The organism is Streptomyces sp. NPDC058758, from assembly GCF_042746075.1.
Classification (GTDB): Bacteria; Actinomycetota; Actinomycetes; order Streptomycetales; family Streptomycetaceae; genus Streptomyces.
The window spans coordinates 144,970-167,829 of sequence record NZ_JBHYPS010000001.1 but is presented as its reverse complement, the minus strand read 5'-3'; the positions used below and the strand labels follow the sequence as shown (position 1 = coordinate 167,829).

The window sequence follows — 22,860 nt, the reverse complement described above, 5'->3', positions numbered from 1 at the left end:
AGCCCCCGTGCGCCGCCGAGCCAGCCTCGTCCTCCTCTCCTTCGCCGTCTTCTTCGCCGCCATGGCCCCCACCCTGCGCTGGTACGCCTTCCCCCGGCTGGCCAAGATCCCGCCGAACCAGTACCAGGAGGTGGTCCTGGAGGCCCGCCCCGCGACCCTCCTCGACTACGGCACCCTCAAGTCCCGCGAGGTCGAGAAGATCACCATCGTCCAGACCCTCAAGGGCAACGTGGAGGAGTCGAAGCGGATCGAGGCCGGCACCGACCGCGACGTCGTCGTCTGGGACGGTCTCTCCTACGTCATGGGCCCCGACGGCAAGATGGTGTCCAAGATCCCCGAGCGGTACGTCTTCGACGCCCACACCCAGGACCCCGTGAACGTGCCCGGAGAGATGGTCGACGGCGACCCGGTCAAGCGCGAGGGCATCGAGTTCAAATGGCCCTTCCTCACCGAGAAGCGCGACTACCTCTACTTCGACGCCCAGACCCGCACCTCGTCCCCCATCCACTACGCGGGCACCCGCACCTTCCGCGGCCTGGAGGTCTACTACTACGAGCAGACCATCCCCTGGACCCAGGTGCCCATGCCCAAGACCATGCCGGTCGAGGGCATCACCCCCGAGGTCATCGCGAGCACCGGCCTCACCCGCTGGTACACCACGAAGCGGATGTTCTGGGTCGAGCCCGTCACCGGAGCCCCCGTCAACGGCGAGGAGATCCACAAGGAGGAGCTCCGCGGCGCCAAGGCCCTCATGGGCACCGACACCCTCACCGTCTTCGACGGCCACGTGAAGATGCGCGAGGACTACGTCGCCGACACCGTCGAGCTGGTCTCCGCCAACCGCACCACCGTCCTCCTCCTCGTCTCCCGGCTGCCCTGGACCTTCACCCTCCTCGCCCTCGCCCTCCTCGCCCTCGCGCTGTGGCTGGAGCACCGCTCCCGCCGCCCCGCCCCCGCGACCGCCCCGAAGGCCGCCCCCGAGCCGGTCACCCCTCCCGTCTGAGCCGCGCGCTCGTGTGCCGGGTCGCCACCGCGACGGTGGGGTCCTCCGGCCACGGGTGCTTCGGGTACCGCCCCCGCAGCTCCGCCCGCACCGCCCGGTAGCCGTCCCGCCAGAACGACGCCAGATCGGCGGTCACGGCCGCCGGCCGGCCGGCGGGGGAGAGCAGGTGCACCAGCACCGGCACCCCCGCCACCCTCGGCGTCCCCTCCAGACCGAACATCTCCTGGAGCTTCACCGCCAGCACCGGCCGCCCCTCCCCGTACGCCACCCGGATCCGCGAACCGCTCGGCACCTCGATCCGCTCCGGCGCCAGCTCGTCCAGCCGTCCCGCCTCGCCGGTGGCCCACGGCAGCAGCCGCCGCAGCGCCTGGCCGGCGTCGATCCGCCCCAGATCGGCCCGCCGCGCCGCCCGCGACAGCTCCGGCTCCAGCCACTCCCCGGCCCGCTCCACCAGCGCCTCCTCCGCCACGTCCGGCCACGCCCCGCCGACCGCCCCGTGCAGGAAGGCGAGCCGCTCCCGCAGCTCCACCGCCTCCCGCCCCCACCGCAGCAGCCCCGTCCCCTCTCTCCGCAGCCCGTCGAGCAGCGCCTCCCGCACCAGCACCGGATCGGCCCCCGCGCCCAGCGGCCGGACGGTCAGCTCCACCGCCCCCAGCCGCTCCACGGACCGCGCGACCACGTCGCCGTCCTCCCAGCGCACCTCCTCGCCCACCCGGAACAGGTGCCCCGCCGCCTTCCGCGCCACGGCCTCGTCCACCACCGCCGCCAGCCGCACCCGCGCCGTCGCGTCCCGGGCCGTCCGGTCCGCCACCGCGACCGCCAGCCACGGTGCCGACCGCAGCCCCGAGCCCTCCGCGAGCCGCGCCCCGCCGCCGGACACCATCAGATGCCCGCCCTGCTCACGGGCCCGCGCCACCCGCTCGGGGAACGCCAGCGCCGTCACCACCCCCGCCACCGCGTCGTCCCCGCCCCGGACCCCGGCCCCCGGGCCCCTGCCTTCGGCCTCCGGGTCCCGGCCTTCGGTCTCCTTCCCGCCCGAGGCGGCCGCGCGCTCCAGCCGGCGCACCTCCGCCCTCCACCGCGCCCCGTACGCGTCCCCGCCCCGGCGGGCCTCGCGCCAAGCCGCCGCCAGGTCGTCCCCGTACTCGCGGGGCGGTTCCTCGCTCAGCAGGGCCACCACCTCGGCCGCCCGCCGCACCCCCACCTCGGCCGCCCCGTCGAGCAGCGCCCGCCCGAGCCGCGGATGCACCCCGAGCCGGGCCATCCGCACCCCCCGCCCGGTCGCCTGCCCGGCCTCGTCGACCGCCCCGATCGCCGTCAGCACCGCACGCGCCGCCGCCAGCGCCCCGGCCGGCGGCGCGTCGAGCAGCGCCAGCCCCTCCGCCGTCGGGTCCCCCCAGCAGGCGGCCCGCAGCGCGAAGCCGGCCAGGTCCGCGATCCGGATCTCCGGCGCCGGGAACCGCGCCCGGCCGCTCTCCTCCGCCTCCGCCCAGCAGCGGTACACCGTCCCCGGCGCCTCACGCCCCGAGCGCCCCGCCCGCTGCGTCGCCGCCGCGGCCGACACCGGCACCGTCGCCAGCGAGCCCAGACCGCGCGCGTGGTCCATCCGCGGCTCCCGGGCCAGCCCCGCGTCCACCACCACCCGCACCCCCGGCACCGTGAGGCTCGACTCGGCCACCGACGTCGACAGCACCACGCGCCGCCGCCCGGCCGGGCCCGCCCCGCGCAGCACCGCGTCCTGCACCGCCGCCGGAGCCCGCCCGTGCAGCTGGAGCACCTCGGCGTCCACCCCGTCCAGGAGCCCCGCCGTCCGCGCGATCTCCCCGGTGCCGGGCAGGAAGCAGAGGACATCGCCCTCGTGCCGCGCCAGCGCCTCCCGGACCGTCGCCGCCACGTGCCGCAGCAGCGCCGGATCCACCCAGGTGCCGTGCGCCGGCCGGATCCCCGACGGCGGCGGCGCGTGGACCACCGCGAAGCCGTGCCCCTCGCCCTCGCTGCGCACCACCGGCGCCGGCCCGCCGCCCTCCTGCACGGTCAGCAGCCGCGCCCACGCCTCCGCGTCGCTGGTCGCCGAGGCCGCGACGACCCCCAGCTCCGGCCGCAGCGCGGCCCGTACGTCCACCAGGAACGCGAGGGCCGTGTCGGCGTCCAGATGCCGCTCGTGGCACTCGTCGAGCAGCACCACGTCCACGCCCGCCAGCTCCGGATCCCGCTGGAGCCGCTGGAGGAGGAGACCCGTCGTCACCACCTCGACCCGGGTCGAGGGGCCGGCCCGCCGCTCTCCTCGCACCGCGAAGCCGACCGTCCGCCCGACCTCCTCGCCCAGCAGCCACGCCATCCGCGCGGCCGCGGCCCGCACCGCCATCCGGCGCGGCTCGGCCACCAGCACCCGCCGCTCCGGCCCGTCCCCCACGAGCCCCGCGAGGGCCAGCGGCACCAGCGTGGTCTTGCCGGTGCCGGGCGGCGCGTGCAGCACCGCCGTGCCACGCCCGTCGAGCGCGGCCAGCAGCTCGGGAACGGCATGCCGGACGGGAAGCAGATCGAGTACGTCGTTTCGGATCACGCACTCAGTCTCGTACGCGAAGGAAAAAGGCGGGCCCGGTTATCCACAGGCCCGCCCATAAGTACGACTGTCCGACTCCTGGCGAGCCGGTCCGGCCCCGTCAGTCCTCGCGCTCGCACACGAAGATCGCCGTGCCCGGGATCAGATTGCCCCGCAGCGGGGACCAGCCGCCCCACTCCTGGCCGTTCCACGCCGGCCACTCCGGCTCGACCAGGTCCACCAGCCGGAAGCCGCCCGCCACCACGTCCCGCACCCGGTCGCCCAGCGTCCGGTGGTGCTCGACGTACACCGCCCGCCCCTCCCCGTCCTGCTCGACGTACGGGGTGCGGTCGAAGTAGGAGGCGGAGACCGACAGGCCCTCCGGCCCCGGCTCGTCCGGGAACGCCCAGCGGATCGGGTGCGTCACCGAGAACACCCAGCGCCCCCCGGGCCGCAGGACCCGGCGCACCTCGCGGAAGACCCGCACCGGATCGGCCACGAACGGCACCGCGCCGTAGGCCGAGCACGCCAGGTCGAAGGAGCCGTCGCGGAAGGGCAGCGCCCCCGCGTCCGCCTCCACCAGCGGCACCTCCCCGCCGATCCGCAGGGCGTGCTGGAGCTGCCGGTGCGACAGGTCGAGCGCCACCGGCCGGGCCCCCCGGGCCGCCAGCCAGCGCGAGCACTGCGCGGCGCCGGCCCCGATCTCCAGGACGTCGAGACCCTTCAGTTCCTCGGCCGGTCCGAGCAGTCCCGCCTCGGCCTCGTCCAGGCCCTCCGGGCCCCACACGAACCGGTCGTCGCCGAGGAAGGCGCCGTGGTCGTTCTGGTACTCGTCGGCGTTCCGGTCCCACCAGCCCCGGCTGGCCCGGCTGCTCTCCGCGTCGTCCGCGTCACGCCGGGTCGCCTCCGCCTCGTCCTCGTCCGTCTCGAAGCGGTCGTCCTGTTCGTACTCTTGGTTCATCTCGCCCGTCGATGTAGTTTGCGCTCAGTGCTCCGGAACGGCGGAGGCCCGCCGATGGCCCGCGGGCGGACACGAGTTGTGCCGGGTTTACGCACTTCTGCCCCGGGTGCGCGCTTCGCGCATTGACCCTGTCCGGCCGCCCCCGTATGCTAAAGGTTGCGCTGCGGGCCTGCGCGCCTCAGACGGAGCAGGCCGCGCTCGCACCTGTTGCGGTCCCCTCGGTTTACGAGGCGCCCCCGGTCACCGGGACGGCGCTTCATCGGCTGTCTGGCTTCTTCAGTGCGATACGGGCTCTCGGCGTAGCAGTACCTACGACTTTCTGTCCGTAACCGGAGCCCTTTCCCACATGACGAGCAGCACCGAGACCACCGCCACCACCCCGCAGGTTGCGGTCAACGACATCGGTAACGAGGAAGCCTTCCTCGCCGCGATCGACGAGACGATCAAGTACTTCAACGACGGCGACATCGTCGACGGCGTCATCGTGAAGGTCGACCGGGACGAGGTCCTGCTCGACATCGGTTACAAGACCGAAGGTGTCATCCCGAGCCGCGAGCTCTCGATCAAGCACGACGTCGACCCCAACGAGGTCGTCAAGGTCGGCGACGAGATCGAGGCCCTGGTTCTCCAGAAGGAGGACAAGGAAGGCCGCCTGATCCTCTCGAAGAAGCGCGCCCAGTACGAGCGCGCCTGGGGCACCATCGAGAAGATCAAGGAAGAGGACGGCATCGTCACCGGTACCGTCATCGAGGTCGTCAAGGGTGGTCTCATCCTCGACATCGGCCTCCGCGGCTTCCTCCCGGCCTCCCTGGTCGAGATGCGTCGTGTCCGCGACCTCCAGCCCTACGTGGGCAAGGAGCTCGAGGCGAAGATCATCGAGCTGGACAAGAACCGCAACAACGTGGTCCTGTCCCGCCGCGCCTGGCTGGAGCAGACCCAGTCCGAGGTCCGCCAGACCTTCCTCACGACCCTCCAGAAGGGTCAGGTCCGCTCCGGCGTCGTGTCCTCGATCGTCAACTTCGGTGCCTTCGTGGACCTGGGCGGCGTCGACGGCCTCGTGCACGTCTCCGAGCTCTCCTGGAAGCACATCGACCACCCCTCCGAGGTCGTCGAGGTCGGCCAGGAGGTCACCGTCGAGGTTCTCGACGTGGACATGGACCGCGAGCGTGTCTCCCTGTCGCTGAAGGCGACGCAGGAGGACCCGTGGCAGCAGTTCGCCCGCACCCACCAGATCGGCCAGGTCGTCCCCGGCAAGGTCACCAAGCTGGTTCCGTTCGGTGCGTTCGTCCGCGTCGACGAGGGCATCGAGGGTCTGGTCCACATCTCCGAGCTGGCCGAGCGTCACGTGGAGATCCCGGAGCAGGTCGTCCAGGTCAACGACGAGATCTTCGTCAAGGTCATCGACATTGACCTCGAGCGTCGCCGGATCTCGCTGTCCCTGAAGCAGGCCAACGAGTCCTTCGGTGCCGACCCGGCGTCGGTCGAGTTCGACCCGACCCTGTACGGCATGGCCGCGTCCTACGACGACCAGGGCAACTACATCTACCCCGAGGGCTTCGACCCCGAGACCAACGACTGGCTCGAGGGCTACGAGACCCAGCGCGAGGCGTGGGAGGCCCAGTACGCCGAGGCGCAGGCTCGCTTCGAGCAGCACCAGGCGCAGGTCATCAAGTCCCGCGAGGCCGACGAGGCCGCCGCTGCCGAGGGCGCTGCCGCCCCGGTCGCCGGCAACGCCGGTGCGGGCATCTCGGGCGGCTCCTACTCCTCGGAGTCGGACGACAACGCCGGCGCCCTGGCGTCGGACGAGGCCCTCGCCGCCCTGCGCGAGAAGCTGGCCGGCGGCCAGAGCTGAACAGGCTCACCGCTGAGCAGCGCTAGCCGCTAGCACAACCGGGGCCCGCTCCCTCCCGGGGGAGCGGGCCCCGGTCGCGTTCTCCCGGCACGGCCGAAGCCCCCCGCCGGGAATGACCTTGCGCCCCGGGGCGTTCTTCCAGGAGACGCGAGGAGGAGCGGTAACCGTGCTTGATCCCCAGGATTTGTACGAATGGGACGCCAAGGGCCTGGCCGTGGTGGACCTGGCCCTGGCACAGGAGTCGACCGGGCTGGTCATGCTCTACCACTTCGACGGCTACATCGACGCGGGGGAGACCGGCGAGCAGATCGTCGAGGGCGTGCTCGACACCCTGCCGAACCAGGTGGTCGCCCGCTTCGACCACGACCGGCTGGTGGACTACCGCGCCCGCCGTCCCCTGCTGACCTTCCGGCGCGACCGCTGGACCGCGTACGAGACGCCGGCCCTGGAGGTCCGCCTCGTCCAGGACGCCACCGGAGCCCCCTTCCTCGTCCTCAGCGGTCCCGAACCGGACGTCGAGTGGGAGCGCTTCGCCGCCGCCGTCGCCCAGATCGTCGAACGGCTCGGCGTGCGGCTCGCGGTCAACTTCCACGGCATCCCCATGGGCGTGCCGCACACCCGGCCCGTCGGCCTCACCCCGCACGGCAACCGCACCGACCTCATGCCCGGCCACCGCAGCCCCTTCGACGAGGCCCAGGTGCCCGGCAGCGCCGAGTCCCTCATCGAGTTCCGGCTCACCGAGGCCGGTTTCGACACCCTCGGCGTGGCCGCCCACGTGCCGCACTACGTGGCCCGCTCTCCCTACCCGGACGCGGCGCTCACCGCCCTGGAGGCCGTCACCGCCGCCACCGGGCTGGTCCTCCCCGGCGTCGCCCACGCGCTGCGCACCGAGGCCCGCCGCACCCAGACCGAGATCGACCGCCAGATCGGCGCGGGCGACGAGGAACTGGTCGCCCTGGTCCAGGGACTTGAGCACCAGTACGACGCGATGGCCGGTGCGGACACCCGCGGCAGCCTGGTCGCCGAGCCCGTCGACCTCCCCTCGGCCGACGAACTGGGCCGCGAGTTCGAGCGCTTCCTCGCCGAAAGGGAGGGCGACGCCTAGCCCGGCGGAGCCAGGGCCTAAGCTGCCGCCCATGCTGAAGGTGGGCCTGACCGGCGGTATCGGCGCCGGCAAGAGCGAGGTGTCCCGGCTGCTCGTCTCGTACGGAGCCGTGCTGATCGACGCGGACCGGATCGCCCGCGAGGTCGTCGAACCGGGCACACCGGGCCTCGCGGCGGTCGTGACCGCCTTCGGGGAGGACGTCCTCCGCGAGGACGGCACGCTCGACCGGCCGAAGCTCGGCTCCGTCGTCTTCGCCGACCCGGAGCGGCTGGCCGCGCTCAACGCGATCGTGCACCCGCTCGTCGGCGCCCGGTCGGCCGAGCTGGAGAGCGCGGCGGGCCCCGGGGACGTGGTGGTCCACGACGTGCCCCTGCTCACCGAGAACGGCCTCGCGCCCCTCTACGACCTCGTGGTCGTCGTGGACGCCTCGCCCGAGACCCGGCTGGACCGGCTGGTACGGATCCGGGGCATGGCCGAGGAGGAGGCGAAGGCCCGCATGGCGGCCCAGGCCACCCGTGCGGCCCGGCTGGAGATCGCCGACCTCGTGATCGACAACGACGGCCCGCTGGAAGCCCTGGAACCGCGGGTGCGCGAGGTCTGGGAAGAGCTGACACGGCGGGCGGCCTAGCCCCGGGACGCCCCGTCCGGTGTTCCGGGGCCGGATCGTGGGAAGGATGCAGTTCATGGCCGAGAGAAATCCGGAGACGCACGTCATCGACTTCCGTGCCGCCGAGCAGTTGCTGGCCGCACGGGACCCGCGTGGCGCCGTGAAACTGCTCGACTCGGTCATCGCCGAGCACCCGGAGAACACGGCGGCCCGCCTCCTGCGGGCGCGGGCCTTCTTCGCCGCGGCCCAGCTGCGGCCCGCGCAACTGGAGTTCGAGCTGGTCCTGGAGCGCGAGCCGGACAACGCCTTCGCGCACTTCGCCCTCGCCCGCACCCTCCAGCGCTCCGGGCAGGACGCGCGGGCCACCCGCCACTTCCGGCTGGCCGCCGCGCTCGACCCCCGGCCCGAATACGTACGGGCCGCCGGTTTCGGCACCGAGGACTGACCGCCCGCGGCCGGGCTCAGGGATCCCGCCCGTCCTGGCCCCGTCCGCCGGGGTCCCGGGGAGGCCGGTTGCCGCGGTCCGGCTCGTACGGAGGGACGTCACGGCCCGGCTGCCAGTGCGGGCCCTGCCGCAGGTGGCGCAGCACCATCGACATGTCGACCGCGACCACCAGGAACAGCACCCCGCAGGCCACCGCCCAGCCGGGGCGCCCGAGCAGCACGAAGACCACCGTGCCGAAGACCGCCCACACCATCCCCCAGGCACTCAGCCAGAACCGCAGCCGCAGCGCGCTGCGCGCGGTCGCGGGTTCGCTGCCGGTACGCATGACGGCGCCTTCTCCCGTCGGATCCCACCTGTCGGGCACTTCCAGCATGTACCCGCCCGGGGGCGAAGGGAACGGCGCCGTCCCGAGGAGGCTCGGTGCGCGGTGGGACTCAGTGCACGAGGGAGTAGCTGCGCCAGGGCAGGGTGCCCGGCGCGATCGAGTCGGAGCTGTTGGTGGGCAGGTAGATCGGCTCCTCGCCCCGGCAGTGCGGGGTCCGGTAGAGGATCAGGTCGATCAGGGTCCCGTTCTCCACCCGGGTCGCGCCCAGCGGGAGCCGGTGGCAGCCCTTCACCGGCGGGCTCATCACCCGCACCACCTTCTCCCCGCGCGTCTCGTACGTCACGGGGCCGACGGCGGTGCGGCCGAGGCCCGAGCAGCCCGCGACCGTGAGCGTGAGCAGCACGGCCCCGGTGGCGGTCGTGAGACGCCGGCGAACGGACATGGCGGGATCCCCTTCGATCGGGCGAGCGAGGCGGTCGGCGGCAGCCCCGGAGGCGAAAAGCCCTGGTCGACGCCACTTTCCCGCCCCCGGGGGCCGCTGTCATCCGGGGTTGGGCCGGCCGGGGGACACGCCTGCGCCACCGTTGTCAGACCCCGCCCGTAAGGTCGGGGAGACCGACGCGGAAGATCCGCGCCGGCTCGACGGACCCCGGGGGGAAGGAGCACGGCCCGTGACGGAGCGCTGGACGGCCCGTGCCGCCGTCTTCCTGCCGGCCGCGCTGCCCCGCGACGGCCGGATCGCCCTGTGGGCGCCCGACGGGGCGGCCCTGCCCCCGGCCGACGGCCTCGCCGGGGCGGAGCCCGCCCGGATCACCGTCGTCCGCCGCCACGGCACGGGCGCCCGCGGCCGGGAGGTCCCCGCCGTCACCCTGCCCGTGGCCACCGCGCTGCCCCTGCTGGTCGAGGCCCGGCACAGCCCCGCCGCCCATCCCGCCACCGCCTGCTGGGGTGCGGCCGCCCTGCACGCCCTGCACCTCGTCGCCCGGGGCCGGATGCTGCCCGGGCTCACCGCCGACGACCTGGACGCCTGGCGGGCCGGCCCGCTCGACGCCGAGGACATCGCCCACCTGCGGGCCGTCGCCGCCGCCATGCCGTACGAGGCGCACGCGGTGCCCGTCGCCGGCTCCGGCCCGCTCGGGCTGCCCGACCCGGAAGCCCTGGTGCGGGCCTTCCTGGACGCGGTCGCCGACACCCTGCCCCGCACGCCCGCCGCCGTGCACGCGGTCGGCGCGCCCTTCGCCGCCGCCGCGCCGCAGCACCTCCCCGGGGCCCGGGCCTGGGCCGCCGAGGCCGCCGCCGGCATGGACGCCGGGGTGCGGATCTCGCTCCGCCTCGACCTCTCCGCCGCCGAGCTCTTCGACACCGCGGAGGAGGCCGAGGGCGGGCCCGAGCGGCAGGCCGCGGCCGCCGTCCTCCAGGTGCACAGCCTCGCCGACCCGACCCTCGTCATCGACGCCGCGGCCCTCTGGGCGGGGGAGGGGGAGCACTTCGGTCCCCGCGCCCGGATCGACGCCCTCCTCGCCCTGCGCCGCGCCGCCCGGATCTGGCCCCCGCTCGGCCGGCTCCTGGAGCGCGACGCGCCCGACGTCCTCGCCGTCACCGAGGCCGAGCTGTACGAGCTGCTCGGCCCCGCCGCCGCCCGGCTCGCCGACGCCGGGGTCGCCCTGCACTGGCCGCGCGACCTGGCCCGCTCGCTCAGCGCCTCCGCCGTCGTCCGCCCCGCCCGCTCCGCGCCCGGCTCCGCCACCGACGGCACCAGCTTCTTCGACTCCACCGAACTGCTCCGCTTCGACTGGCAGCTCTCCCTCGACGGCGACCCCCTCACCCAGGGCGAGATGGACGTCCTCGCCGAGGCCCACCGGCCCGTCGTACGGCTCCGCGACCGCTGGGTCGTCGTCGACCCCGACCTCGTCCGCAAGGCACGCAAGCGGGAGCTGGGCCTGCTCGAACCGGTCGACGCGCTCGCCGCCGCCCTCACCGGCAGCGCCGAGGTCGACGGCGAGACCGTCCCCGCCGTGCCCGTCGGCGCGCTCGCCGTCCTCCGCGACCGGCTCCTCGCCGGCCCCGAGGCCGCCGCGCCCCCGCCCGGGCTCACCGCCACCCTCCGGGACTACCAGCTCCGCGGCCTCGCCTGGCTCGACCTGATGACCTCCCTGGGCCTCGGCGGCTGCCTCGCCGACGACATGGGCCTCGGCAAGACCGTCACCGTCCTCGCCCTCCACCTGCGCCGGGCCCGCCGCGAGCCCACCCTCGTCGTCTGCCCCGCCTCGCTCCTGGGCAACTGGCAGCGGGAGGCGGCCAGGTTCGCCCCCGGCGTCCCCGTCCGCCGCTTCCACGGCACCGCGCGCGAACTCGGCGGCCTCGACGGCGGGATCGTCCTCACCACCTACGGCACCCTGCGCACCCGCGCCGGCCGGCTCGCCGAGCAGCCCTGGGGGATGATCGTCGCCGACGAGGCCCAGCACGTGAAGAACCCCTTCTCCGCGACCGCCAAGGCACTGCGGACCCTGCCCGCGCCCGCCCGGGTCGCCCTCACTGGCACCCCCGTGGAGAACAACCTCTCCGAGCTGTGGGCCCTCCTCGACTGGACCACCCCCGGACTCCTGGGCCCCCTCAAGGCCTTCCGCGCCCGGCACGCCCGCGCCGCGGAGAACCACGAGGAGCTGGAGAACGAGGAGGCGGTGGAGCGGCTCGCCCGCCTCGTCCGCCCCTTCCTGCTGCGCCGCCGCAAGTCCGACCCCGGCATCGTGCCCGAGCTGCCCCCCAAGACCGAGTCCGACCACCCGGTGCCGCTCACCCGCGAACAGGCCTCGCTGTACGAGGCGGTGGTCCGCGAGACGCTGGGCCGGATCGAGGAGGCCGAGGGGATGGCCCGCCGCGGACTGGTGATGAAGCTGCTGACCTCGCTCAAGCAGATCTGCAACCACCCCGCCCAGTACCTCAAGGAGGACGCCCCGCGCGGCGGCGGCACCGCCCGCCTCGCCGGCCGCTCCGGCAAGCTGGCCCTCCTCGACGAACTGCTCGACACCATCCTCGCCGAAGGCGGCTCCGTCCTGGTCTTCACCCAGTACGTGTCGATGGCCCGGCTCCTCGCCGACCACCTCACCGCCCGCGGGATCGGCAGCCAACTCCTGCACGGAGGAACGCCCGTGGCGGAGCGGGAGCGGATGGTCGATCGCTTCCAGGCCGGTGAGGTCCCCGTCTTCCTGCTCTCCCTCAAGGCCGCGGGCACCGGCCTCAACCTCACCCGCGCCGGCCACGTCGTCCACTACGACCGCTGGTGGAACCCGGCGGTCGAGGACCAGGCCACCGACCGCGCCTACCGGATCGGCCAGACCCAGCCCGTGCAGGTCCACCGGCTCGTCACCGAGGGCACCGTCGAGGACCGCATCGCCGAACTGCTCCGCGCCAAGAAGGCCCTGGCCGACGCCGTCCTGGGCTCCGGCGAGGCCGCCTTCACCGAACTCACCGACCGCGAACTGGCCGACCTGGTCTCCCTGAGGAGGTCCGCGTGAACCGCCCCGGAGCCCGGGCCGCCCGTCCCGCGCGCGGGGCCGGCCCCCGCCACGACGAGCGCCGCCGCACCTTCCCGGCCGTCCCGCCCCGCGAGACCTCCGACGGACGCTTCGCCGCCACCTGGTGGGGCAACGCCTGGGTGGCCGCCCTGGAGCGCACCGCGCTCGACCGGGCCCGCCTCGGCCGCGGCCGGGCCTACGCGGAGCGCGGACACGTCGACGCGATCACCGTCACCCCCGGCCGGGTCGTCGCCTACGTGCACGGCAGCCGGATCCGCCCGTACCGCACCGAGATCCGGATGCGGACCCTCGGCGACGACGGCTGGGAGCTCTTCCTCGACGAGGCCGCCGCCCGCCCCGAGCACATGGCCGCCCTCCTCGACAAGGAGGTCCCGCACGCCCTGGAGGCGGTCGAGGGGCTGCTGCCCGCCCCCGGCGACCTGCTGCCCGACTGCTCCTGCCCCGACGACGGCTTCCCCTGCAAGCACGCCGCGGCCCTCTGCTACCAGGCGGCCCGCCTCCTCGACGAGGACCCCTTCGTCCTCTTCCTGATGCGCGGCCGGGGCGAGGGGGAGCTCCTCGCCGAACTCTCCCGGCGCAACGCCGCCCGGTCCGCCGCCGAGACCGCGGCCACCGCGCCCGTCCTGCCCGCCGTGCCCGCCCGCGAGGTGCTCGCCGCCGGGCCCCCGCTGCCGCTGCCCCCGCCACTGCCCCTCCCGGACCGGCCCGGGCGCCCCGCCGTCTTCCCGCCGGACCCGCACGCCCCGGACCCCCTCGCGCTCGACCTGCTGGCCGGCGAGGCCGCCGCCCGCGCCCACGCCTTCCTCGCCACCGGGCACGACCCGGTCGCCGCCCTCACCCCCTGGCAGGACGCCGTCCGGCTCGCCGCCGCCCACCCCGGCTCCGGACTCACCGCCTCGACCCGCGCGCTCTACCGGGACCTGGCCGACGCCCTCGGCCGCACCCCCACCGACCTCGCCCGCGCCGTCGCGGCCTGGCGGCAGGGCGGCGCGGAGGGCCTCACGGTCCTGGAGGAGCCCTGGGACCCGCCCGCCGGTCCGTTCGACCGGGCGAGACCCGCCCTCCTCGCCGCCGACTTCCCGTCCTTCCGGCCCTGGCGCAACCGGCTCTCCACCGACTCGCTCCAACTCCGGCTCGGCCGGGACGGCCTGTGGTACCCGTACGAATCGGACCACGGCCGCGAGGACTGGTGGCCGCGCGGCACGCCCGACCCCGACCCGGTCGGAGCCCTCACCGAGCTCCTCGGCCGGTAGCCCCGTCCGAGGGAACGCCCGGGTCGCCACTCGAACGGAAACTCCCTCGAAGGAGTGAAACCCGCCAGCGGCCGGATCCGGCAGACGCGTGCGTCGCGTTTATTCCGGTACGGGCACTTGCCCGTGCAACTCCGGAAGGCAGGAAGCCATGAGGCAGATGCGCCGAAGTGGTCTGGCCACACTGTTGGTCACGGGTGGTGCGCTCGCGCTGTCGGCGGGCGCCGCCCACGCGGACTCGGGCGCCGAGGGCGCCGCGGTCGGCTCGCCGGGAGTCGGCTCCGGCAACGCGATCCAGCTGCCGGTCCACGTACCGGTCAACCTCTGCGGGAACACGGTCAACGTGGTCGGGCTGCTCAACCCGGCCATGGGCAACTCGTGCGCCAACACCTCGGCCCCGGCCGGGGAGGACCGGGGCACCGGCCCCGGCCGCACACACAAGGACGAGGCCGTGACCCCGCGCGGCGGCGAGCAGACCGACACCCGCGGCGGCGCCTCCGGCGGCGGGGCGGCCAACGGCGGCGGAGCCACCGCCGAGAGCCACGCCGAGGGCTCCCCGGGCGTGCTGTCCGGCAACGGCCTCCAGCTCCCGATCGACCTGCCGGTCAACGTCGTCGGCAATTCGGTCAACGTCGTGGGCGTCGGCAACCCGGCCGTCGGCAACACCGGGGTCAACGGCCCGGGCACCCCCGAGGAGCCGCAGGTCGAGATCCCGACCCCGCGCCCGCAGACCCCGGTGCGCAACCTGCCGCCGAAGCCGGTCGCCGAGCAGGAGAAGCCCGCGGTGCCCGCGCCGGCCCCGGCACCGGCCCCGCAGGGCGAGACCAGCACCTCGTCGCTGGCCGCCACCGGCAGCGAGCCCGTCGGCTACGCCGCCGCGGGCAGTGCCGCGCTCCTCCTCGGCGGCGCGCTGATGTACCGCCGCGCCCGCCGCGCGGCCGACCGGGTCTGACCGGGTCCGATCCGGACCGCCCACGCCGTGGCCCGGCCCCGCCGACGTCCGAGCCGTCAGCGTTCGGCCCGGCCCGGCGTCCCCTCCGCGCCCGTCGCGCCCCTCGCGCCGGGCGCGTCCCCCTGTCCGGACGGCCGCTCCCGCCAGGCCCGGAGCACGGTCTCGATGGCGGGGGAGACCCGGGTGCGGGCCTGGTGGCGGGGGACACCGCGCATCAGCAGCGCGTCGTACGGCGTGTCCACGTGCCGTACCGAGGCGCGCACCGCGGCCGTCACGGCGCCCCGGTCGAGGGCGCGTCCGGCGGCCGTCCTGCCCACCCGGCCGCTGCCCTTCGCCGAGGCGTGGACGGCGATCTCGGTCGCCCGCTCCGCCGGCATCGCGGGGAACAGCCGCAGGATCTCCGTCCGCAGGGCCTCGGTGATCCCGGCGTCCTCCACCGCGCGCCGCTCCGCGTCCCGGGCCCGCCGCCGGGCCCGGGCCTCCGCGTCGGCGAGGCAGGCCGTCTCCGCCCGGGCGAGGGCCGCCTCCTCGACGAGCAGCCCCTGGCGCTCGTACCGGGTGCGGCGCCGGTTGTGGCGTACCACCACCGCCCACAGGGCGCTCTGCTCCCGGGCGCGCCGGGTGAGCGCGGTGTCGCCGCGGCGCAGGAAGACGAGGTGGCCGAGGTCGGCGCAGTCCAGGCAGACCGGCCGGCCGTACTCGACGATCATGCGCTCCAGCGGGCCCTTGCGGCACTCGGAGCAGCGGCGGCGGCGCAGCGGTTCGACGACGACGGGGGCGACGAGGTCCACGGCGGTGCCCCTCAGCGGAGTCCGGGCGCGGCGGCGGCGATGAACCGGGCGAGGGCGTCCTTGGCCCGGTCGGACCGGCGGGCCCGGTCCGTCGTCCCCACCGCCTCGTGCATGCAGTGGGTCTCGTCGAACGCGGCCTCGGCGAGCCGCCGGAGGTCCGCGTCGTCGCAGACCAGCTGGACGCGGAAGAGGGCCTGCCGGGCGGCGGTCCGCTGCCGGTAGGAGGCGTGGCGGGACTCCTCGGCCTCCTCCGAGCCGGGTTCCTCCACGGCCCGGAACCAGCGGTCGTTCTGGCTGTGCCGGTACTCGACGACGGCGCCGGCGAAGGCGCTGTAGGTGGCGATCCGCTCCTGGCGGAGCTGCTCGTTCCGGGCGAGCACGGCCGTGCGCAGGGTCGTCCGGCCCTGGAACCAGTGGGTGGCGATCACGCCGAGGAGCGTGCCCGCCACCGCTATCAGTGCCACGTCCATGCCGGTCGCCCTCCCCGTACCGCTCCGACCGTCCGAAGATCCATCGGACCTTCAGATCATGGCAGCCGCACGGCGGTTGCGTCACGGGGGCCGTCGGACCGGGCGGCGAGCGCCGACGCCAGCCGGTCCCGGGCCGCGGTCTGCGCGGCGATCCGGGCGTCGAGCACCGCGAGCCGCTCGCGGGCGATCTCCAGACCGCGGCCGGAGGGGCGTACCGACGGCAGGTCCCCGTCGAGGCACGAGCGGAAGGCGGCCACGTCGTCCAGGGTGAGGCCGGCGTCGAGCAGGTACCGGATGTTGGCGACGCGGACGACCGCGGTCTCGTCGTACACCCGGTAGCCGTTGGCCGCGCGGGACGAGGAGACGAGGCCCGCCTGCTCGTAGTGGCGCAGGGACCGCGCCGACACGCCCGTCCTGCGGGCCAGTTCACCGATGCGCATCCGCGCAGTCCTCTCACGTGACGAGCGCGCCCCCGTCGACCGGGAGCACGGTCCCGGTGAGAAAGGCGGCCTCGGGGGCGGCGAGCGCGGTGACCGCCCAGGCGACCTCCTCGGGGCGGCCGACCCGTCCGAGCGGGGTGTGCGCGAGCTGCCAGGCCCGTACCGCGCGGAGCTGTTCCGGTGCGAGGCCGCTGTGGTCGCCGATCGGGGTGTCGATCGCTCCGGGGGCGACGGCCACCACCCGGACGCCGGCGGGCGCGAGTTCGACGGCCCAGCAGCGGGTGAGGGTCTCCAGGGCGCTCTTGGTCGCGGGGTAGACCGAGTTGCCGGGCCAGCCGCGCTGCCCGATCGTCGTCGTCACGTTCACGACGACGCCGCCGGAGGCACGCAGCGCGGGGACGGCGGCCTGGGTGAGCAGGACGGGCGCGAGGAGGTTGGTCTCCAGGAGGGGGACGAGCGCGGCGCGGTCGAGGGTGCCCAGGGGGCCGCCCGTGGCGATGCCCGCGTTGTTGACCAGGACGTCGAGGCGGCCGTGGTCGGCGAGCACCCGGCGTACGAGCTCCTCGGGCGTGCCCTCGGCGGTGATGTCGGCGGGATGCGGGTGGATCGCGGTGGGGTCCTCGGCCGCGGTCTCGCGCAGCGGTCCGGGCCTGCGGCCCACGGCGACGACGGTCGCGCCCTGCCGGGCGAAGGCACGGGCGGTGGCGCGGCCGATGCCGGTGCCCGCGCCGGTGACGAGGACGACCCGGGGGGAGGAGGTGCGGGTGGCGGGCGTGGTGGTGGTGTCCATGAATCCGATGGTGGAACCGTGACGCCAGTGACAAGGTCAAGCCCATGGCCCACGACGACCGTTCCCTTCCGCCGCACGAGCTGTGGGCGGCCCTGTCGTGGGAGGTGCGGGAGCGGGTGGACGCCCGTGTGGTGCGGCGGGCGCGGCTGTCGGCGGCCCGGGAGGTTCTGGACGCCGGGGTGTCGCCGCGCCCGGGGCTGTACGCGTGCCTCGAACTCGTCCACGTGCGGGAGGAGATCCTCGCCGACCGGCTCGTGCCGCTGCCGCCCCGGGACGCGGAGACGCTCACGGAGCGGGCGCGGGCGCTCGGCCGGCCGGTCGTGGCCCTGGAGCTGGAGTGGGACGGGGACAGCTGGGGCACGGTCCTGGTGCTGTCCGCCGTGGACGAGGCGGGGGAGCGGGCGCAGCTCGCCCAGTGGCAGGGGTGCCCGTGGGACGGACCGCTCGCGGTCGCGGCGGAGGTCGCCGGGCGGCTCGGGGCGCCGGTGCGGGGGCCGGGGGAGGACGGGCCTGGAGCGGTGGACGCAGGGCAGAATGGGCGGGATGCGATACGAGGCGATCACCTGGGGCCGGATGGCCGGGCGGCTGGCGAAGCACGTGGACCGGCTGGCGCCCGGTGACGGCGGGGAGTGGCTGAAGGTCGCCGTCGACGGGGCGCCCGACGCCCGGGGCGAGGAGCTGGCCGGGCTCCTCGCGGAGCAGTTCCAGGACCGGGGGCGGCCGGTGCGCGTCATCGGGACCCGCGGGTTCCTGCGGCCCGCGTCGCTGCGGTACGAGCACGGCCGGCAGGACCCCGACGCGTACTACGGGGGCTGGACCGACACCGGCGCCCTGTGGCGGGAGGTGTTCACCCCCCTGGAGCCCGGCGGCGACGGGCGGATCCTGCCCGACCTGTGGGACCCGGTGAAGGACCGGGCGACCCGCAGCCCGTACGTGACGCTGCCGCCCGGCGGTGTCCTGGTGCTGCACGGGCCCTTCCTCCTCGGGCACTGGTTCCCCTTCGACCTGACCGTCCATCTGCGCCTGTCGCCCGCCGCCCTGGCGCGGCGCACCGGGGAGGCCTGGACGCTGCCCGCCTTCGCCCGCTACGAGGCGGAGGTCGACCCGGTCGGGACCGCCGACGTCGTCGTACGGGCCGACGACCCGCGGCACCCGGCGTGGACCGGGCTGGGGGCGCTCGGCTCAGACTGACGGCGGCCGGCCGCCCACCACGGTCACCGCCTCGGCGCCCGCCGCGCACCCCGCCCGGGCCGCCTCCGCCGGGTCCGCGCCCGCGAGCCGGGCCGCGAGGAACGCCCCGGTGAAGGCGTCGCCCGCGCCCGTCGAGTCCACCCGCCGCTCCGGCGGCACGGCGGGGGCCGCCACCCGGGCGGTGACCGTCCCGGCCTCGGCGACCAGCGCCCCGGCCGCGCCCAGCGTCACCACGGCCAGCGGCACCCGCCGGCTCAGCTCCCGGGCGGCCGTCTCCGGGTCCGGCGCGCCGGTGAGCAGCCGGGCCTCGTCGGCGTTGGGCAGCAGGAGGGACGCGCCCCCGGCCGCTTCGAGGAACCGCTCGGGGCCCAGTCCGGCCAGGAAGCCGGCCGACGCCGGGTCGACGCTCACCGGTATCCCGGCCGCCCGGGCGTCCCGCAGGGCCAGCAGCGCCGCCGCCCGGCTCGGCTCGGCGAAGAACAGGTAGCCGGAGAGGTGGAGCGCGGCCACGCCGTCGAGGAGTCCGGCCGACCAGTCGGCGGGGCAGAGGCGCAGCACGGCGCCGCCGTCCGTGAGGAAGGTGCGCTCGGCCGCCGCGTCCACCAGGGCGATCACGGTGGCCGTCGGCGCCTCCGGGTCGGGCACCAGCAGCGGGCGGACGCCCGCGCAGGTCAGCGCCCGCTCGTGCCAGCCGGCCGACTCGGTGCCGACCCGGCCGAGCAGCCGCACGTCCGGGTGGCCCGAACGGGCCGCCCAGCAGGCCGCGTTGGCCCCCGCGCCGCCCGGCAGGGTGCGGATCGCGGCCGCCGTGTCCGTCGCGGGCGCGAGCGGGGTGCGGTGCCGGGCCACCACGTCCGTGACGACGTCCCCGACGACCAGCAGCGCACCGCCCGGAGTCCGCCTCCCGGCCTCCGTCACCGCTCGCCCGCGGCGTACGCCCCGGCGATCTCGGCCGCGAGCCGGACGTTGCCCCGCACCGCCGCCAGGTTGGCCTCCAGGGAGGCGCCGTCCGTGTGCGTCGTCAGGTACTCCAGGAGGAACGGGGTCACCGCCTGCCCGGTGACGCCCTTCTCCCTCAGCTCGGCGAGGCCCCGGGCGAGGACCCGGTCGTGCAGTGCCGGGTCCAGCTGCTCCGCCTCCGGCACCGGGTTGGCCACGATCAGCGCCGACCAGGGGCGGCCGAGCGCCTCCCGGGCCCGTATGACCGCGGCGACCTCGGCCGGGGTGCGCAGCGTCCAGTCGACCGGCTCCCCCGAGGAGGCGAGGTAGAAGCCGGGGAAGGTCTCCGTGCCGTATCCGGCGACCGTGACGCCCAGCGTCTCCAGGCGCTGGAGCGTCGCCGGCACGTCGAGGATCGACTTCACGCCCGCGCAGACCACCGTGACGCCCACCTCGGCGAGCAGGCGCAGGTCGGCGGACTCGTCCTGGGTCTCGCGCCACTCGCGGTGCACCCCGCCGAGGCCGCCGGTGGCGAAGACCCGTATGCCCGCGGCGTCGGCGAGCCGGGCCGTCGCCGAGACCGTGGTCGCCCCGGTGGCGCCGGTGGCGAGCGCCGGTGCCAGGTCGCGGTGGCCGAGCTTGCGCACCGTGGGGTCCTCGGCGATCCGGGTCAGTCCGGCCCGGTCGAGGCCGATCCGCGCCACTCCGTCGAGCACGGCGATGGTGGCCGGCACGGCGCCCCGGGACCGTACCGACTCCTCCAGCTCCTCGGCCACCGCCAGGTTCCGCGGGCGCGGGAGGCCGTGGGCGATGATCGTCGATTCGAGGGCGACGACGGGCCGGCCCTCGTGGAGCGCCTGCCGTACCTCTTCGGACACCAGTGTGGTCGTGGTCATGGTCCATTCCTGGCGCGGCCACCCGCCCCGCAAACACCTCTGGCGATCTCCCGCCACCCCCCTTTCGTACGGGGGTGCGAGCGGGGTACGGATTCGGTTTCCGGGTGCCGGGCGCGCCGGGGGCGAGCGGCGCGGAACCCGCCGCAGCGGTGGCCAAGGCCCCGGTGCGGAATCCGTCGCCTCCGGCCGGATCCGTAACGTGCCTGGTCAGGGCGGGTAACGGAGGGATTCGTTCCGCGATCCCGGCGTCACGTGCCACCGGCGGGCCCGGCTACAGTCACCGCCCATGACGACTCACGACCTCCCCTCCTTCGCCGTCCACATCCCCGACGCCGAGCTGGAAGCCGACCCGCTCGACCCCGACCAGATCGTGTCCGGCACCCCCGAGGTGTCCGGCAAGGTGCTGTGGGAGTCCGCCGACGGCAAGCAGCTGCGGGGCATCTGGCAGATCACCCCCGGCGTCGTGACCGACACCGAGGCGAACGAGCTCTTCGTCGTCGTCAGCGGCCGCGCCACCGTCGCCGTCGAGGGCGGCGCCACGATGGAGGTCGGGCCCGGTGACGCCTGCGTCCTGCGCGAGGGCGACCGGACCACCTGGACCGTCCACGAGACGCTGCGCAAGGCGTACCACATCACCCTGCCCTGAACCGGGCACGGTCAGGCCCTGCGGAGCACGCCCCGCAGGGCCAGGGCCGCCATCGGCAGCAGCAGACAGGCCGCGAGGGCGTTGAGCGGCCCGTAGCCCGCCTGGGAGACGACCACGCCGGCCACCAGGCCGCCGATGCCCGCCGCCGCGTTCATCACCGTGTCCGACAGGCCCTGCACGGCCGCCCGCGCCGCCTGCGGCACCGAGTCCGTCAGCAGCGCCGAGCCCGACACCAGGCCGGCCGACCAGCCGAGCCCCAGGACGAACAGGCCGGCCGCGACCTGGGGGTGGCTCGCCCCCGAGGTGCCCGCGAGCAGCGCCGCGAGCCCCAGGAGCCCGACCGCGAGGCCGATCACGGCGAGCCGCCCGAGCCGGTCCGCGAGCCAGCCCATGACCGGCGAGAAGGCGTACATGCCCGCGATGTGCACGCTGATGACGAGCCCGATCAGCTCGATGCCCGCCCCGTGGTGGGTGAGCGCCACCGGCGTCATCGACATGATCGACACCATCACCGTCTGCGAGGCGGCCACCGTCACCAGGGCGATCCGGGCCTGCGGCGAGGCGCGGACCGCCCGCAGCCCGGCCCGCAGGGACCGGTTCTCGGGCCGGTCCGCCGCCCCGCCCTCGTCCGCGGCGGCCAGCGCCCGCGCCGTCAGCAGCGGATCGGGCCGCAGCAGCAGCGCCACCACCAGCGCCGACACCACGAACACCACGGCGGCCCACAGGAACGGTCCGGCCGCCACGGGTATGCCGAGGCCCGAGACGCTCCGGCCGGCCGGAGCCGCGATGTTCGGGCCGAGGACGGCACCGATCGTGGTCGCCCACACCACCGTCGAGATGGCGCGCGCCCGCCGGTCCGGCGCCGCCAGGTCGGCGGCGGCGAACCGGGCCGCCAGGTTGGCCGAGGACCCGGCCCCGAAGCCCACCAGACCGGCCAGCAGCACCGGGAAGCTGCCGAGGACCGCGCCGAGCACGGCGACCCCGGCGCCGAGCGCGCCCAGCAGGTAGGCCAGCACCAGGCCGGCCCGCCGCCCCCGCCGCGCCATCAGCGCCGCCAGCGGCATGGCGAGCAGCGCGGGGCCGGCCACCGTCGCCGTCGAGGCGAGCCCGGCCAGCGCGTCCGTGCCGCTGACCTCGGTGGCGAGGACGGCGGCGAGCGCGACGCCGGTGGCGATCCCGAGGCCGCCGAGGATCTGGGTGGCGACGAGCACGGCCTGGACCCGCCGGCGCAGCTCCGGCAGGGCGGCGGGGGCGATCGGGACGGCGGCCTCCCGGGAGGCGGCGGTGTCAGGGGCGTCGGGCGTTTCGGTCACTACCGGAGTGTGCCAGCCACCCGGTCCTATGGGAACGCCCGGAACGGGAATCCCCAGGTGGGCCGCCTCGCGGCCCTCGCGGCGCGGCCCCTCGCAGGCGCGACGCCCCGCCCCCGCAGCGGACCGCCGCGGGCCTCAGAAGAGCGGTTCCGGCAACACGCCCTCCAGGGCCAGCAGTCTCCGCTTCGTCTCCAGGCCGCCGCCGAAGCCCCCGAGCCCGCCGTCGCTCTCCACCACGCGGTGGCACGGCACCACCACCGGCAGCGGATTGGCGCCCATCGCCGCTCCCACCGCCTGTGCGGCCCCCGGCTGCCCCACGCGCCGCGCCAGCTCCCCGTACCCGACCACCGCGCCGTACGGCACGCCGGCGGCCAGCTCCCGCAGCACCTGGCGGTTGAAGCCGGTCGTCAGCGACCAGTCCAGCGGCAGGTCGAACGCGCGCAGCGCGCCCGCGAAGTACCGCTCCAGCTGCCGCACCGGCTCGGCGAGCAGCCCCGTGGAGCACGCGACGACCGTGGCGCCCAGCTGCTCGGCGAGCAGCCCGGGCATCCGCTCGCCGCGCGCCCCGCCCGCGTGGAACCCGACCCGCACGAGCCCCCGCCCGGTGGCCGCCAGGAAGAGCGGGCCGATGCCGCTCTCCACGACCGCCCACTCGGCGGCCACGCCCCCGGCCGCGCGGCGCCCGTCCTCATCGTCCATGCCCTCACCGTACGGCCCGGCACCGACAGCCCGGCCCCGCCGGAGGTCGACCGCCGCCCTCCGGCCACCTTCCCGCCGACGCCCACCGGCCAAAACGGGCGTTCGAC

23 protein-coding genes are annotated in these 22,860 nt (G+C 75.7%); 11 read left to right on the top strand and 12 right to left on the bottom strand.

Annotated features, from left to right (window positions below; genetic code table 11):
- Positions 1–7 precede the first annotated feature (7 nt).
- Positions 8–1,003 carry a DUF3068 domain-containing protein gene (locus tag ACFW6A_RS00770; protein ID WP_351851250.1) on the top strand — a complete coding sequence of 332 codons (996 nt, stop codon included), beginning with the start codon at positions 8–10 and terminating at the stop codon, positions 1,001–1,003.
- Here the strand turns inward: ACFW6A_RS00770 and hrpB are convergent.
- Together hrpB and ACFW6A_RS00760 are read right to left on the bottom strand one after the other, a co-directional pair.
- Entirely contained in the window at positions 987–3,566 is a 2,580-nt protein-coding gene (gene hrpB, locus ACFW6A_RS00765) for an ATP-dependent helicase HrpB (RefSeq protein ID WP_386638014.1), read from the bottom strand. The genes ACFW6A_RS00770 and hrpB overlap by 17 nt on opposite strands.
- Positions 3,567–3,666: 100 nt before the next feature.
- On the bottom strand, positions 3,667–4,506 hold the full coding sequence (locus ACFW6A_RS00760) for a methyltransferase domain-containing protein (protein ID WP_351851256.1): 840 nt from the start codon (positions 4,504–4,506) through the stop codon (positions 3,667–3,669).
- Between the two features lie 346 nt (positions 4,507–4,852).
- On the opposite strand from ACFW6A_RS00760, the gene rpsA reads away from it, so the two are divergent.
- From rpsA to ACFW6A_RS00740, 4 genes are all read left to right on the top strand, one after another.
- Complete coding sequence (gene rpsA / locus ACFW6A_RS00755) at positions 4,853–6,358, top strand: 30S ribosomal protein S1 (protein WP_351851258.1); 1,506 nt, start codon at positions 4,853–4,855, stop codon at positions 6,356–6,358.
- A 166-nt stretch (positions 6,359–6,524) separates the two neighbouring features.
- On the top strand, positions 6,525–7,463 hold the full coding sequence (locus tag ACFW6A_RS00750; protein ID WP_351851260.1) for a PAC2 family protein: 939 nt from the start codon (positions 6,525–6,527) through the stop codon (positions 7,461–7,463).
- Between the two features lie 31 nt (positions 7,464–7,494).
- Positions 7,495–8,091, top strand: a complete 597-nt coding sequence (coaE, locus tag ACFW6A_RS00745; RefSeq protein ID WP_351851263.1) for a dephospho-CoA kinase — start codon at positions 7,495–7,497, stop codon at positions 8,089–8,091.
- 55 nt (positions 8,092–8,146) lie between these two features.
- On the top strand, positions 8,147–8,515 hold the full coding sequence (locus ACFW6A_RS00740; protein ID WP_031002694.1) for a tetratricopeptide repeat protein: 369 nt from the start codon (positions 8,147–8,149) through the stop codon (positions 8,513–8,515).
- 16 nt (positions 8,516–8,531) lie between these two features.
- On the opposite strand, the gene ACFW6A_RS00735 is transcribed toward ACFW6A_RS00740, so the two are convergent.
- Complete coding sequence (locus ACFW6A_RS00735) at positions 8,532–8,840, bottom strand: DUF6343 family protein (protein ID WP_351851265.1); 309 nt, start codon at positions 8,838–8,840, stop codon at positions 8,532–8,534.
- Between the two features lie 109 nt (positions 8,841–8,949).
- Positions 8,950–9,282: a hypothetical protein gene (locus ACFW6A_RS00730; RefSeq protein WP_351851268.1), complete on the bottom strand. Its 333-nt coding sequence runs from the start codon at positions 9,280–9,282 to the stop codon at positions 8,950–8,952.
- Positions 9,283–9,511: 229 nt separating this feature from the next.
- On the opposite strand from ACFW6A_RS00730, the gene ACFW6A_RS00725 reads away from it, so the two are divergent.
- From ACFW6A_RS00725 to ACFW6A_RS00715, 3 genes are all read left to right on the top strand, one after another.
- The gene (locus ACFW6A_RS00725) at positions 9,512–12,355 is read left to right on the top strand and encodes a DEAD/DEAH box helicase (protein ID WP_351851271.1); all 2,844 of its coding nucleotides are present in this window, start codon (positions 9,512–9,514) and stop codon (positions 12,353–12,355) included.
- Positions 12,352–13,629, top strand: coding sequence for an SWIM zinc finger family protein (locus tag ACFW6A_RS00720; protein ID WP_351851273.1), 1,278 nt, complete (start codon positions 12,352–12,354; stop codon positions 13,627–13,629). Before ACFW6A_RS00725 ends, ACFW6A_RS00720 begins: the two co-directional genes overlap by 4 nt.
- A 148-nt stretch (positions 13,630–13,777) precedes the next feature.
- Positions 13,778–14,578 carry a chaplin gene (locus tag ACFW6A_RS00715; protein WP_351851276.1) on the top strand — a complete coding sequence of 267 codons (801 nt, stop codon included), beginning with the start codon at positions 13,778–13,780 and terminating at the stop codon, positions 14,576–14,578.
- 56 nt (positions 14,579–14,634) lie between these two features.
- Here the strand turns inward: ACFW6A_RS00715 and ACFW6A_RS00710 are convergent, their stop codons facing one another.
- From ACFW6A_RS00710 to ACFW6A_RS00695, 4 genes are read right to left on the bottom strand one after another with little or no spacing between them, the layout of a single operon-like run.
- A complete protein-coding gene (locus ACFW6A_RS00710) occupies positions 14,635–15,369 on the bottom strand; it encodes a DUF2293 domain-containing protein (protein WP_351851278.1) in 735 nt (244 codons plus the stop codon).
- Positions 15,370–15,380: 11 nt separating this feature from the next.
- On the bottom strand, positions 15,381–15,839 hold the full coding sequence (locus ACFW6A_RS00705) for a hypothetical protein (protein ID WP_351851281.1): 459 nt from the start codon (positions 15,837–15,839) through the stop codon (positions 15,381–15,383).
- A 56-nt stretch (positions 15,840–15,895) separates the two neighbouring features.
- Entirely contained in the window at positions 15,896–16,279 is a 384-nt protein-coding gene (locus tag ACFW6A_RS00700; protein WP_351851283.1) for a MerR family transcriptional regulator, read from the bottom strand.
- A gap of 13 nt (positions 16,280–16,292) precedes the next feature.
- Complete coding sequence (locus ACFW6A_RS00695; RefSeq protein ID WP_351851285.1) at positions 16,293–17,069, bottom strand: SDR family oxidoreductase; 777 nt, start codon at positions 17,067–17,069, stop codon at positions 16,293–16,295.
- Positions 17,070–17,113: 44 nt separating this feature from the next.
- Here ACFW6A_RS00695 and ACFW6A_RS00690 point away from each other — a divergent pair, with 44 nt between their 5' ends.
- Together ACFW6A_RS00690 and ACFW6A_RS00685 are read left to right on the top strand one after the other, a co-directional pair.
- Positions 17,114–17,689 carry a hypothetical protein gene (locus tag ACFW6A_RS00690; RefSeq protein ID WP_351851288.1) on the top strand — a complete coding sequence of 192 codons (576 nt, stop codon included), beginning with the start codon at positions 17,114–17,116 and terminating at the stop codon, positions 17,687–17,689.
- Positions 17,613–18,260 carry a uridine kinase gene (locus ACFW6A_RS00685; protein WP_351851291.1) on the top strand — a complete coding sequence of 216 codons (648 nt, stop codon included), beginning with the start codon at positions 17,613–17,615 and terminating at the stop codon, positions 18,258–18,260. Before ACFW6A_RS00690 ends, ACFW6A_RS00685 begins: the two co-directional genes overlap by 77 nt.
- On the opposite strand, the gene ACFW6A_RS00680 is transcribed toward ACFW6A_RS00685, so the two are convergent.
- Both ACFW6A_RS00680 and ACFW6A_RS00675 read right to left on the bottom strand, forming a co-directional pair.
- Positions 18,252–19,178: a PfkB family carbohydrate kinase gene (locus tag ACFW6A_RS00680; RefSeq protein ID WP_351851294.1), complete on the bottom strand. Its 927-nt coding sequence runs from the start codon at positions 19,176–19,178 to the stop codon at positions 18,252–18,254. The two genes, ACFW6A_RS00685 and ACFW6A_RS00680, sit on opposite strands and share 9 nt — an antisense overlap.
- A complete protein-coding gene (locus tag ACFW6A_RS00675; RefSeq protein WP_351851296.1) occupies positions 19,175–20,095 on the bottom strand; it encodes a pseudouridine-5'-phosphate glycosidase in 921 nt (306 codons plus the stop codon). The genes ACFW6A_RS00680 and ACFW6A_RS00675 overlap by 4 nt, the downstream gene beginning before the upstream one ends.
- A 286-nt stretch (positions 20,096–20,381) precedes the next feature.
- Here ACFW6A_RS00675 and ACFW6A_RS00670 point away from each other — a divergent pair, with 286 nt between their 5' ends.
- Entirely contained in the window at positions 20,382–20,741 is a 360-nt protein-coding gene (locus ACFW6A_RS00670; RefSeq protein ID WP_351851299.1) for a cupin domain-containing protein, read from the top strand.
- Between the two features lie 11 nt (positions 20,742–20,752).
- On the opposite strand, the gene ACFW6A_RS00665 is transcribed toward ACFW6A_RS00670, so the two are convergent.
- Together ACFW6A_RS00665 and ACFW6A_RS00660 are read right to left on the bottom strand one after the other, a co-directional pair.
- Entirely contained in the window at positions 20,753–22,054 is a 1,302-nt protein-coding gene (locus ACFW6A_RS00665) for an MFS transporter (protein WP_351851301.1), read from the bottom strand.
- 135 nt (positions 22,055–22,189) lie between these two features.
- Positions 22,190–22,753, bottom strand: coding sequence for a methylated-DNA--[protein]-cysteine S-methyltransferase (locus ACFW6A_RS00660; RefSeq protein ID WP_351851303.1), 564 nt, complete (start codon positions 22,751–22,753; stop codon positions 22,190–22,192).
- Positions 22,754–22,860 lie beyond the last annotated feature (107 nt).